The 12019-nt window shown below is 54.6% G+C and carries 15 protein-coding genes; 9 read left to right on the forward strand and 6 right to left on the reverse strand.

The window, feature by feature from the left end; translation table 11 throughout:
• Positions 1 to 22 precede the first annotated feature (22 nt).
• The 4 genes from ASG35_RS19815 to ASG35_RS19830 form a co-directional block, all read right to left on the reverse strand.
• A complete protein-coding gene (locus tag ASG35_RS19815) occupies positions 23 to 2089 on the reverse strand; it encodes a hypothetical protein (RefSeq protein WP_056361435.1) in 2067 nt (688 codons plus the stop codon).
• Positions 2082 to 3242, reverse strand: coding sequence for a hypothetical protein (locus tag ASG35_RS19820; RefSeq protein ID WP_156393275.1), 1161 nt, complete (start codon positions 3240 to 3242; stop codon positions 2082 to 2084). The genes ASG35_RS19815 and ASG35_RS19820 overlap by 8 nt, the downstream gene beginning before the upstream one ends.
• 540 nt (positions 3243 to 3782) lie before the next feature.
• A complete protein-coding gene (locus ASG35_RS19825) occupies positions 3783 to 4883 on the reverse strand; it encodes a tyrosine-type recombinase/integrase (protein WP_235527629.1) in 1101 nt (366 codons plus the stop codon).
• A gap of 80 nt (positions 4884 to 4963) precedes the next feature.
• Entirely contained in the window at positions 4964 to 5296 is a 333-nt protein-coding gene (locus tag ASG35_RS19830; RefSeq protein ID WP_056361443.1) for a hypothetical protein, read from the reverse strand.
• Positions 5297 to 5562: 266 nt separating this feature from the next.
• Between ASG35_RS19830 and ASG35_RS19835 the strand changes: the two genes are divergently transcribed.
• From ASG35_RS19835 to ASG35_RS31815, 8 genes are all read left to right on the forward strand, one after another.
• A complete protein-coding gene (locus ASG35_RS19835) occupies positions 5563 to 6117 on the forward strand; it encodes a hypothetical protein (protein ID WP_235527630.1) in 555 nt (184 codons plus the stop codon).
• Between the two features lie 245 nt (positions 6118 to 6362).
• Complete coding sequence (locus ASG35_RS19840; protein WP_056361449.1) at positions 6363 to 6641, forward strand: type II toxin-antitoxin system RelE/ParE family toxin; 279 nt, start codon at positions 6363 to 6365, stop codon at positions 6639 to 6641.
• Positions 6642 to 6647: 6 nt separating this feature from the next.
• On the forward strand, positions 6648 to 6950 hold the full coding sequence (locus tag ASG35_RS19845) for a HigA family addiction module antitoxin (protein ID WP_442854850.1): 303 nt from the start codon (positions 6648 to 6650) through the stop codon (positions 6948 to 6950).
• Between the two features lie 716 nt (positions 6951 to 7666).
• Positions 7667 to 7861, forward strand: coding sequence for a hypothetical protein (locus ASG35_RS31520; protein ID WP_156393276.1), 195 nt, complete (start codon positions 7667 to 7669; stop codon positions 7859 to 7861).
• A gap of 78 nt (positions 7862 to 7939) precedes the next feature.
• Positions 7940 to 8134: a YqaE/Pmp3 family membrane protein gene (locus ASG35_RS19855; protein ID WP_056361454.1), complete on the forward strand. Its 195-nt coding sequence runs from the start codon at positions 7940 to 7942 to the stop codon at positions 8132 to 8134.
• Positions 8135 to 8985: 851 nt separating this feature from the next.
• Positions 8986 to 9264, forward strand: coding sequence for an H-NS histone family protein (locus ASG35_RS19860; protein ID WP_056361462.1), 279 nt, complete (start codon positions 8986 to 8988; stop codon positions 9262 to 9264).
• Positions 9265 to 9378: 114 nt separating this feature from the next.
• Positions 9379 to 9960, forward strand: coding sequence for a hypothetical protein (locus ASG35_RS19865; protein ID WP_056361465.1), 582 nt, complete (start codon positions 9379 to 9381; stop codon positions 9958 to 9960).
• 531 nt (positions 9961 to 10491) lie between these two features.
• Complete coding sequence (locus tag ASG35_RS31815; protein WP_056361469.1) at positions 10492 to 10782, forward strand: hypothetical protein; 291 nt, start codon at positions 10492 to 10494, stop codon at positions 10780 to 10782.
• Here ASG35_RS31815 and ASG35_RS19880 read toward each other — a convergent pair.
• A complete protein-coding gene (locus ASG35_RS19880) occupies positions 10779 to 11105 on the reverse strand; it encodes a hypothetical protein (protein ID WP_056361472.1) in 327 nt (108 codons plus the stop codon). The two genes, ASG35_RS31815 and ASG35_RS19880, sit on opposite strands and share 4 nt — an antisense overlap.
• A gap of 2 nt (positions 11106 to 11107) precedes the next feature.
• A complete protein-coding gene (locus ASG35_RS19885) occupies positions 11108 to 11428 on the reverse strand; it encodes a hypothetical protein (protein WP_056361476.1) in 321 nt (106 codons plus the stop codon).
• Between the two features lie 268 nt (positions 11429 to 11696).
• Between ASG35_RS19885 and flhD the strand changes: the two genes are divergently transcribed.
• Positions 11697 to 11996 (forward strand): flagellar transcriptional regulator FlhD, encoded by a 300-nt coding sequence (flhD, locus tag ASG35_RS19890; RefSeq protein ID WP_082508528.1) that lies wholly within the window; start codon positions 11697 to 11699, stop codon positions 11994 to 11996.
• Positions 11997 to 12019: the final 23 nt, after the last annotated feature.

The following is a 12019-nucleotide window of genomic DNA, read 5'->3' on the forward strand; positions in this document are numbered from 1 at the left end:
ACGCCGGGTTGGGCTCTTGCGCTCAGTTCGCACGACGTATTTTTTTGGGAAGTTTGAAGGGCGGCACTTCGGCACCGAGGTCTGCGAGTACACGTTCGGCTTTACGAAGATGATCGACACTGCGCTCACGTGACGGCCTTCCAAGGTCAGAGCATTGCAGCACGTCAATCTGCTGTTGCCGGATCCCTTTCCAGATCTCAATGGGAGTCGAATCAATCACGCCTTCACCGCACGAGGTACATCGCACTGCATCGTAGAGACCTTGACCCCCGCAACCGTTACCGCTCGCCATACACCATGAATGCCCGGTTCCTCGGATGAAGACACTTTCGCCAAGTTTGCGGCAGAAGTCGCGCATATCGCGAACGGTCTTAACTTCGCCCCGGCTACGGAATGCCATGATGCGTTGACCGCCCATGCCCGAGAGGCCACTGTGCGGATGCATCCAGCTTTGAATGATCATACTTTGCAGTTCATCACGCTCCGTCATGATGTCGTTAATAAGCGTGCGATCTGCGCCGCTGTCATACCGGGCGTAATAGAGGGTCATGTCGAGTGACCAATGCTTGAAGTGTTCGCGCAGATACCGGACGTCGCCGAGCACGTGCCGGGCAACATAGACTGCAAAGGTTCGCCTAAACTCGTGCGGAGTGAGCGGCCATGGATCCCCAGGTCGAATCCGATCTCGCTTGATCACGCCGTCCATGTCCTGCTGTTCGACGAGCATATTTGCCATCTTGCTGAACGCCCTCAAGCTATATCGGGCACTCACACTTCCTACAACAGAAATACTTCCATACTCCGGGTTATATACGGCCATCAAAGCGTTGCGATTACGGCGAGCCCGTTCAAGATTGACTTGGATCTTTGCGCGGGATTGCTCATCGAGGTCAGGTGCCTTCGCTGCGCGCTCCAAGACTTTGATCCGTTTGTCTCCCCGCGCACGTTCGGGCTCGCCACACCGAGTTGCTACGGCAACCGCTTTTCCAACAATCTCAGGCACCATCCACTCGGCCGGCCGCGGTTCATGCTCGTGCTTGTATGTCGTTCCCCGGAGCCAGAAGAACGTCTCACCGTCGAAACCTTTTCTTTTAACGAAACATCCAACTTCGAGCGACGCCAGTTCCGAGTCTCGCATGCCTGAGAAAGCAGCGCATACGATGTAGCAGGCGGTCCGCAGATGGAGGAGGTCGGCCGTTACCTCCAGCCGCTGCTTATAACCATGCGCGGCGATCAGTCGTCGCTCCTCCGGCGAACTTTGATGGTTCGCCTTGCGACGAAGGTATTCAGCTTCAGTGGCATATACACTTGAGAACCCCTTTGGGTGGGTCTTACGGTGAGCCGCTTTGACCCGGGTCAACTTGCTAGCTGCGTGCGCGGCCAGCTGGTCACGCAAGGTCAAGAGTGAATCCGCCCGATTTTCAATGTAGTCAAGCGCCGTACGCACTAGCCTGCTCATCAGCCGCTGAGGAATGACTTCTGTTCTCGCCTGCTTCCAGCTTTGCAGTCTTGGTTGGCGACCGCCCCGGGCAAGACGTGTCGTACCGCCATGTTGATATTTCCATGGGTACTCCGGGATGCGATCAACGAGGTGGTCGCCAAGTTCGTAGTAGCTTGTAATCGTGCCAAGAATACTAGCAGCTGTTGTTGGCTGCAGTGCTCCAACGAGGGTTGACGCAAAGCGAGCACAGTGGTCGGGCGTCAACTCACTGAAGGCAGTCAGGTCCTCATCTGTCATCCACACAAGCAGTTTTTTGAGCTGATTCCAGTTACTTATGAGCGTACCTGCCATTACGGGCCTACCACGCTGTCCACTGGCTGCACGCCATCGCGTGTACAAGAAGCGTTTCGCCGATGCGATCAGCGGCGCGTAAGCGGGATCCGTGAGTCGACCGTCTTTGTTAAGCTTGGAAGAGAACACGATCCGAACGCCCGTCGTATTCTTTTGTGCGACGTATGGCGCGAGATTCCAGACCTCGTCGCCATAGCGGGAAATGATCGTGTTGCCTTGCCGACTGACGATGACCTGATTCAGTTCGTCATCGTTGATTGAAGCCAAGTCTACAAGTTGGTGGGTCGAGTTAGCCATGGTTTTGCACAAGGAGCATTGATCGATCGCGCCACATCGGGTGAGGTTCGACGAGCGCTTTTCCCTTCGCCTGCTTCATGACTGCCGCTGGAAAGCGGGGCGCAATGACCCGGTCGATTTCCCTGATCACCCACCCGTACACCTTCTGCCATTGACTCCTGCCAATCAGATTTCTTTCCTTCACAAGCAGCCAGTAGAAGCTGTACATACGGTAAAGGTCGCTCTCCATCACTACCTGGTTGGGACACCGGAAGCAGTGAAGGAAGGCTGAGCATGCGGTGTGGCCGTCTTTGGGTGCATACCGGCCATCGAGTGGCGAGGAGCATCGGCCAACACCTGTATTGTTTTCTCCCGCGACGATACGTTTTGCTTCGTCGAGGGCGACGTTCATTTCCTTGGCCAGTCGCGCTAGCGTTGGCGCATCCTTTGCGGTCCCGCGCAAATCTATTTCCAGACATTTGCCGAGGAAGTGATGGTTGCGAACCATCTCGGGTGTCACAGCCAGGTAATGGGTATCCGTGACATTAGGTCGGTTGCCGAGCAGGTTCGCAGTCATGGCGACGTCACCCCCGGTTAAATGCCATACCCGAGATGCAAACGTCTTCCGTAGCCGCATGACAGACAGCGCTAGTGGGACTTGGCCACCTGCCCGTTCGTCTGCGTCGTTGACGAACAGTTGATGTCGCCCGACGAACCGTTTGATGGACGTGGAAAGGACTTTTTGGGAGAACACCGACACAGCGCCCCAGCGTGCCAAATGGGGAGAGCGACGATACAACCACAGGTAGTTGCGCAGCTCTGGCGGAGCGAGGACGACCAGCTCGTGAGTGAGGTCCAACACATCGCGTATAAGGGCGCTTGTGTGTGCAGCAAGTACGCTGATCTCTTCGACCTTGTGGGGCTTGCCAATCGACAGCGTCAAGATGCTGTTGCCGCGGCGCTTATAGGTAGTCAGCAGCGAATGCGTCTGCGGTTTCAGAGGATGAGCCCGCACGGCATCGCGTGTCATCTCAAAGAGGGAAGTCGGATTCCGGCCGGTTCTGGCTGCGACGAGAAGGAAGTACACAAGCAACCGATCAGCTTCATTGCCAGAAAAGAACCCGGCCCGGATCGATCGGAGGTCATTTGCTAGCGCACCCAAGAGTTTCTGCATTTCTTCCTTGGTATACGGCGAGGGTGCCTTGCAGGCGCGTCGAGCGTTTGGAAACGGCTGTCGCGGGAAGCAGTCCCTTCGAAGCTCGCCCGTCGCAACACATTGCACGAGCACGGTTTTCAGGCCCCCGTATAGCGATCGTGCAGTTATCGGAGACAGTCGCCCACTCTTCGTGTTGGCGGGTCGACTTTGTAGCCAGTCAACGAAAGCCTGCAGCGAATGACGATCGATATCCGATATGCGGTGCATAGAAAGACGTGAGCCGATGGTTGAGTCGAGGAAATCGAACCATCCTGTTAGACTGTTCCAGTAAATGGCCGTGATAGTGTTATCAGCAAGAATCGGCTGGAGACGTCGCAGCCCTTTTGTCATCGACAGTAAGAGTTCGTCGCGACCAGCGTCGATCTGCGTTCCTGTACGACATCGCCACCGACCGAAGTCCAAGGTCGTCTTCGCTGTAACGACCCGTAGATCATCGTTTGTCGCGCCAGGCGCTGCACGCTGCCTCGGGACCCCGGTCGAGTTGATAATTCTTCCGTTTCATCGCGTATCTCCCGCAAAAAGCAGTTCGTCGATTTCTTGCTCGTACCGGTTCAGATGCTTTTCGCCAAGCATGTCGAGGCAGTGAACGTATGCAGTTGTTGTCCAGATAGATGCATGCCCAAGTCGGTCACGTACCCACGCGAGTGCATACCGAAGGTTACGGTGCTGACTCTCCCCGTACAGCTCGAAGGTAGCGAAGGTGTGGCGCAACATGTGCGGCGTCACCTTGAAGTCGAGCACAGGCCGCGCAGGCGCAGTCGGCTTCCACAGCTTTCGATAGGCGTTACACAGTCCTTTCTCGCTCCAAGGCGCCCCAAACCGGTTGAGAAACACATATGGGGAGGCTGCACCTTGAGCCGTTCGATAACGCTTAGCCCGTACAGCGCCTTCGCCGAAGTTGGCGAAGTCGAACAGATCCTTCATGAGTTGCCCGGATGCGTAGACGCGGCGAGGTCTGCTTCCTTTGATCTTCATATCAGACGGTGACAGGTCGATCGCGACCTTGCGCCAACGCCTTTCGGTCGCTGGGTCGAAGAGGTATTTCATCGGAAACGTTCTACATTCCTCGCTGCGCAAGCCGGTCTGAAGCATCAGCTTCGTCATCAACTGCACAGTGCTGCTATTGCAGTTCTCAAGAAGCGCGCGGCACTGCTCGGTCGTGAGGAACCGGATCGGCTGGCGGGGTACCCGGGGAAGGGTCGATGCCCTGATCGCATCGCGAAGCGATTCGTCTCCAGTGCGCGATAGATGAACGTCCCACGGAACATGGGCGATACGATTGTGCGTCGCGGCCCACTCATAAAAGCGCATGATCTGCGACAGCCGCTTGCGTACCGTACTCGGCTGCATGGAGTGTCGGCTGGAGTTCGCGTCGAGCACGCCGAGCGACCAGTTACGATACAGCGCAAGGTTCGATATTTCGCCGAAATCTTCAGAATCGATTTGCCATGCGTCCCAGTCAAAAAAGTTAGTCTCAAGCCAAGCGAAATAATCGTAAATCGCTTCTGCGTAGCTTTTCCACGTCGCGTGGCTTCGCGTTCGGCCGTTTTCGAGTGCAACCCACAGCAGATAGTCGCTCGCCGGTTTGACGAGTTCCATGCCTTCCGAGCATAGGAAAGGTATGCCCGGGTACGACCGCCCTTTGTAGAAGAAATCGTGCGTCGTGTAGAAGAGTCTCATCAGAGCGTCCCATCGGTACTTTCATGGGCATCGATGCAAATCTTTACGGACCGGACAAAGTCGAGCCCAGTGATATGGGCGGCAAGATCGATCGCTCCCGCACCGCCTCTCCCTCGTTTGGTAGGCGGTGTCAGTTCGTTGACCCATTTTTCGTTCGTGAAGACAAACCGAAAGTCGCGGCCGCGGTGACCGACCAGGACGGGAATGCTGTCGCCAGAGGTGGCGGATCTATATTCGCGATCCAGCTTGTAATACGCGCCTATGAAACGCAGCAGCACATAAAACGGCACCGCTCTGGCTAATTCAATTTCCTCTGCAGTCCAAGGTCCCATAAAAAAGCACTCCTGAACAACACTGTTGCAATTGAATATAGGCGATGGTTGAGCCTTTTGTGTAACTGTTACAAGGTTACAGTCCTGAGTATTATGGAGTTGATGGATCAGCCGACGATGGCGAGTGTGAAGAGCGCATCGCGATGCACCGCCCGCCTATGGTGGGCTATGCGAGCCGTACGGGGACCCGACGGAACCTGGCTGCTTTGCGCGATGCCGGGTGGCGGCTTCTCGTTTCCGCCAAAGGCGAGCTTCGCACCGAGGGCATGCGTTACGCCCTGGACAATGGCGCCTGGTCGGCGTTCGTTCAGCAGCAACCATTTGATGAGGACGCGTTTCTCCTTGCCGTAGATCGGCTCGGTGAGGGTGCAGATTGGATCGTGCTGCCCGACATCGTAGCGGGTGGTCTCGCATCGTTGGAGTTTTCGTTGCGCTGGAAAGAGCGGCTGCGCGGCATGCCAACAAGGATGCTGCTCGCCGTGCAGAACGGGATGCAAATCAACGATGTTGCAAGCTTGCTGTCACCGGCTATAGGCATCTTTATTGGTGGCACGACCGAGTGGAAGGAAGCCACGGCGCAAGCCTGGGGTTCTGTTGCGCGACGGCGGCACTGTCACCTGCACGTCGGGCGGGTGAACTCAGCTCGTCGGATTCGCATTTGCGCGGCCGCCGGCGCTGATAGCTTTGACGGTTCTGGCGTAAGCAGATACGCAAAGGCGTTGCCGCGACTCGACCGTGCTACACGGCAAGGCGATATGTTCGCCGCCGCGGACGATTCGCTTGAGGTAGCACGGCAAGCAACTGCTCAGCTGTTTTTGTAGCAACTTTCGACAATCCCCAAGGCGCTTGCCTCGGGGATTTTTCTTGCAGGCGTAGGTGCGCTGCATGTGCCTCCAGGTACTTTCCGAGGTTCACTGACCCTTCGCTGACCAGCGGGCGGAAAAGCGGCCGTTATTGAGTTTCGCCTCTGAACGCGTACTGAAACCATCGTGTTGAAGAATTGCGCCAACACCTAGCATCCACTAAATTCATTGTAGCACGTAGCGATACGCGCTACAATTCACGCATGATAATCAGTTTTCGCCACAAGGGACTTCAAGTCCTCTACCGAACCGGGTCAGCTCGTGGCATCCAAGCGGCGCACGCTCCGAAGGCGTTACGTATTTTGGCTGCGCTCGATGCAGCCAGTTCGCCGGCGGAGCTTAATCATCCGGGCTACAAGCTTCACCCATTGAAGGGCGAATTGAAAGGATACTGGTCGGCATGGGTCAACGGGAACTGGCGCATAACGTTCCGCTTTGTCGGAGCCGACGTCGAGCTAGTTGATTATCAGGACTATCGCTGAGGGAAAATGAAAAACATGATGAAGAATCATCCGCATCCCGGCGAGCTGTTGCGCGAAGATGTTTTGCTGCCGCTCGGGATTGAAGTTACAGACGCCGCAACTCGGCTTGGAATATCGCGCACGACGCTCTCGCGAGTCCTTCATGGGCATGCGGGTATCAGTCCGGACCTCGCTGTGCGTCTTGAGCGAGCGGGTGTGAGCACCGCGCGATTTTGGATGACCTTACAAAGCAACTACGAACTAAGCCTGGCTGAGCAACGCGGCCAGCCAAACGTGATTCCGTTGCAGTCCGTCGGGTCGTCTGTTTGATCGGAAAGCTTGGAGAATGTATGAGTCGTAAGGTTCTTTTTCGCGTCTCTCTATTCTGCGCGATCCTGATGACCTTTGCCTTAAACGTTAATCTTGTTGCGTACCTCAAAGGGTTCCCTGTGCCAAGTCAATCGTTCGCCGTCGCCTGCATGGTCGTGCTACTGGCGTTCTTCATCTCAGGTACTTGGAAATATCGCTGAGAGGGCTCAGCAATCAGTAGTGCCCTCAATCTGACCTGGACCATCGAACGCATCAGCAACTGGGGCAATCTGTAACAAGGAGAAGAACATGCATAAAGGGTTTCGGTTCGCGTCGGCCATTGTTGCAATGAGCTTATGCAGTTCAGCGAACATCGCAGCTAGCAAACGAGGCGCACATATTGGATGGCAGGTTCGTCAACCCGTGCGTTTCATGATCTCTGCTGTGTTGCGTAAGAACGGAACAACTGACGTTATAAAGCCCGTTCATGGGATTGTTACGGCGGAAACGAATGAGTCTGCTGTGGCAATTTTTGTGAAGACCGCATCTGCGCAATACTCTGGCTATACCTTAATCGCTACTCTGGCATCGCCAGTGCCCGCTACGGGAAGGTGCGAGAACAGCATTTGATGTCAACACGGAAATTACTGTCTTGAATTCGAACTATGTATAGCCTAGATCTGGACAGATAACGGTTCGCCGCAGATAGACCTGCCCACCATAGGGCAAGAGAGGCAATGGCCGAAATGGCAGGTTTTCTCATAGCTTGGGGCGGAATGGTTACAAAAGTTGATGTTGGCTTGGCTACGGAACGATATGTTGTCAAGGATCACAGAGGAATAGCCATTGAGGAGGAGCAAGCGTTCGCCTGCAGAACGCAAGTATCCGGAGAAAACAAGGCGATTGCGAAAAAGATTAAAGGTTTTTGCTAGCTCGTCGTTATAACGAGTCTCACTGACTTACGACCATCGCCACTGCCTTTGATAGGCGTTTTTGACACGGACCGAAAAATGCGTCTCTTACTAGCAATTATCCTTCCTTGGCTCCAGTTCTTCACTATTGGTCGTCCAATCGCCGGAATCATCTGCCTGCTTCTTCAGATTACCCTCATAGGTTGGATCCCTGCTGCGATCTGGTCGGTATATGCTCTGATTCAATATAAAACGGATCAAAAGATTGAACGCGCGTTGGCTGCTCGCGGTTGATCTACCCGCAATTCTCGCAGCGCGCGGCAAACATCGCCGCGCTCATGTCGATGTCCTTGCGGGAGGCGTCGTTGAGCTGAATACTGCTCTCGCGGCGATCTAGTTTCTTCCGGCGAATTAACGAACGGAAAATTTATGGGTGAAACGGATTCAAGTTCGTCTTTGAGCGCTGTGTCTTGGGTGGGGCCGCCGGCGTTGGGCTCTAAACCGAGAGTGTTCAAACATACTGCACAAGGAACAACGGTCCCTACTGGCTGTGTCAAGACGAAAGAAGGGGATCTCACCGAACATAACGCCAACGTTTTGCGTCACCGTGAACTTGCAATGAGCACACGAAGATAAAATCGAAATGGACACGTCCACGGCCCAGCTCTCACCATTAGCTATCGTTCAGCGTCATAGCTCAATGACCGCGTCGACTAGCACATCGTCGTTGACCGCAAAAACCCTGCCGCCTGAGATGGCAGTCACGCACCGGACTACTCTTGCGCCGAACGCAAAGTGGCCAAGCGACGCGCAATAAGTTCCGCAACAACCGAAGGGTGCATTGAGCGATAATTCAGGCTTTGGAAGGTAATTGTCCGGCTACGCTCACAAGGTCGTTGCGTGGGTTGTCATTCGTTGCAGGCTACGGTTTAGAAACGGTCAAAATTCGTGAAGGGATTATTTAAAATGAGCAAGATCGCAAGACTGTTAGCTATTCTAACGGTGGTCAGCCTCTTAGTCCCATTGACGGGTTGCAACACAATCGCGGGGGTGGGGGAAGACATATCCGGCTCTGCAAGGGCCGTTCAGCACTCACTGTAAGTCTGCGCAGTGATTATGAAATACGCATTGAAAAAGGATTTGGATTGAACTACAAAGAACTTTTGGCGCAAGCTGCGGAACTGGAGCGTCAAATTGCTGCGGCTCGTGAAATCGAAGCAGCAGGCGCGTTGGCTGAAATCAAAGCCAAGATCGCCGAATTTGGCTTTACTGTAAAGGACGTATTTTCCGAAAAAAAGACGCGGAAACTGCGCGAAGCAAGTGGCCCGAAATACCGCGATCCTGACACGGGCGCAACTTGGTCGGGCATGGTACTTGAACCCTTGTGGCTCAAGGGCAAGGATCGGGCGTCCTTCGCGATCTAAAATAACTGACGACCGCCCGAGAAACGTATCCGTTTCTCGTGTAACTATGCAATCGTCAGGAGAGCTGGCGCCGAGCATCGTTATGATCGAAGACATTCAGAGAAGAGAGTTCTTATGCGCCGCCAAAGCGAATTTCAAATTGTGTGCGGCTTGTGGTTATCTCCCGACTTCTCTGATGCGCTTGCGGGACGGAAAGAACCACCGTGGGTCAATCATTCAAACGTCGATTTCTCCGCGCTGCATCGTACCTTGTCAGATCTATTTCCTGCAGGTCTTCGCGTTGAGATCCAGGTACCAAACGACACTATCGATCAAGTCGCCGTCCACGTCCGGCAAGACGGCCGAAGAGGGAGGTCGATTCGCTGTGAAGATTTTGGTACCGCACTTCTGCAGGCAGCAAAGCGAGAACACGAGAGCGTCATCGACGTAAGGGAATCCTGGGCGCCGCTGCATGCGCTTAAGACGCGTTCCAAAGCTCCTCCCCCGGCAATCTTTCCTTTTGTTGTGACGGCTCCACATTTTGACAACGCGATGATTTGGGTGGCAAGCACCCGTCCGTCGTTGGGCTTGCCTGCGGTGCCATACCCCGACCAAGAGAACAAATACAACGGTACGTTGCCGACGGCGTTTACTCAACGACTCGGCAAGATCTTTGGTGTACCGTATGAGCCGATGTGCGTCCTCGATTGCATGTGAATGGACGAACCGCCCGCAGGCACGAGCTAGCTTGTCACGGGAGCGCCGAGATCGAATTTCACTGGCTTCCGAACGCAGGCCTGTTCAAAGGGCCGCGTCCGTTTGTGTGTGGCAATGGAACCCGCTCAGAAAGTTAGTATGTCTCGCCTTCGCAAGTCGGTTGGCGCAGGCGTCCCGGTAGATTTACTTTGTTTGATCTCTGACTACAGGCGACTTGCACTGGAACTTGACTCCTTGCCCGCGCAGCGGACTGATGGTATTGCGGTCTAGCCTAATCAAAACATTTCGACGGCCTTCCGAAGGCTCGTCCAGCAGCCTCAAGTAGGAGCTGTTACCAACTCCTTGCCACACGGCGCGGACGTCTTGCGTGCCCCATTGTGAGGTTTCGGGAACGCTGCGGAAGGACACTTGCAGACCGCTAATCCTCGCGGCCGCAGTCAACTGTGTGTGTGCCGAGTCGGAGAAAAGGATCATCTCGCCTGGAACTGAACGTACGCCAAGGTTGACCATGGCCAGGTTCAAAAGCCCGGGGTGAGTCGGGACGAGCAAGGCAAAAATGGAGACCACACAAAATCCTGCGGTAAAGCGCCGCGCACGCGGCTCCACCGTGAGCGGGAGTACCCCAAAATAGTCGTGATGAGCATGCCGGCCGCGATGAAAAATAAGAGTGTCCCTCGAAAATTCATATCGGGTGCGGCTCGTCCGTACAGCAGCATTGCAACAAAAGGTACGGCTACTAAAAATGACATTACCGACAACGACGTGTTGCTGATCGCGCTGTGTAACGTCGAGTTTGCCGACAAGCCTTTCCTCGCTCGCTAACGGGTTTGTATGGTCACCATCAGTTTAACCAGCCAAACGGTTGCGAACGCGCCATAGCCCAATCCGACGATAGCGATCGCTGCGATGGACATCGCAGCGGAAGCAAGGAAGAATGCGTCGCCTGTAGTTAGACCGTCAGGCAAGATGTTTTCAAAGTAGCAATAGGTGACCAGCACTAGGCCACCTAGCACGATGACAGCTTTCCAAGCGAGACCGAACAGATGTGGGATAAATGTAGCGAGTGATTTAAATGGTTTCGCGTAAGCAAAGGCGTGAACAAGGTCGGCAACGACGAGCCGGCGTTCAATGAGCCCATCGACCAAGGCTAGACCATCTCCATAGCCTCGGGGTCTTCCTCCCCGCGGCGATTGGTCGGGACATACAGCCCTTGGAGATTGCCAAAGCGCGAGCGCTCCATCATGTAGAGCAGACGCGTCTTTTCCATCGCAACAAGCTGGCCGCGCCCTTCGGCCTGCCACACCTTGAGGATGGTCTGGAAATAGTCCTCGAGCTCGTGGATGAGGTTGCGGTTGTGCTGGATCTCAAGCAGCAGCCGCTCGATGTCCTCGTTGCCGCGGTATTGCTTCCAGAAGCGGCGCATTTCCTTTAAATCAACCGCAGCAAAGTGGGGAAGCTTCTTAGGCACGCCGGCATCGAAAACCTGTATGGATGAACAGTATGCAGCGGCATGCGGATGTGAATAGACGCAGCATCTGAAATGCACGGAATGTCTACGAGGCCGGCGCACATCCAGCAATACATACCGCTTAAGGGTTCGCTTAATAAGATATATTTTTCAGCGCTGTTGCGTAAAGATCAGACGGAACGGAGAATGAGCTATGTTACGAAATGTAACGAGATACTGGAAAAGTTGCCGGTATGCCCAGGCTGATCTCGAAGTGAAAGGTAATGACATGAACTCCGGAAATGATTCTGCTGACTCCATTCGAGAAATTAACCTCTCGTACGTTCTGCTCGCGCAAAAATTGCTGCGCTTGGACCGTTCGGTAGGCGAGGCTCGACTTGGCCTGTCAGGCCAGGTGGCCGATATCCTCGTTAATTTGACGATGGCACAAATCGTGAAGCTTGCAACAGCGCCGCATTTGCTGTGCGCTTTCCGGTTTGATGATCAGTCTATGCTGTCATCCTTGTCTCGGGCCGACGATCAGATGAAAGCGGTGCCTACCGAATCAATGTTGGAATTCGCCCACTAAGCCCCTGAGAATATGGGGTTCTG

This window comes from Burkholderia sp. Leaf177, assembly GCF_001424345.1.
Taxonomy (GTDB): Bacteria; Pseudomonadota; Gammaproteobacteria; order Burkholderiales; family Burkholderiaceae; genus Caballeronia.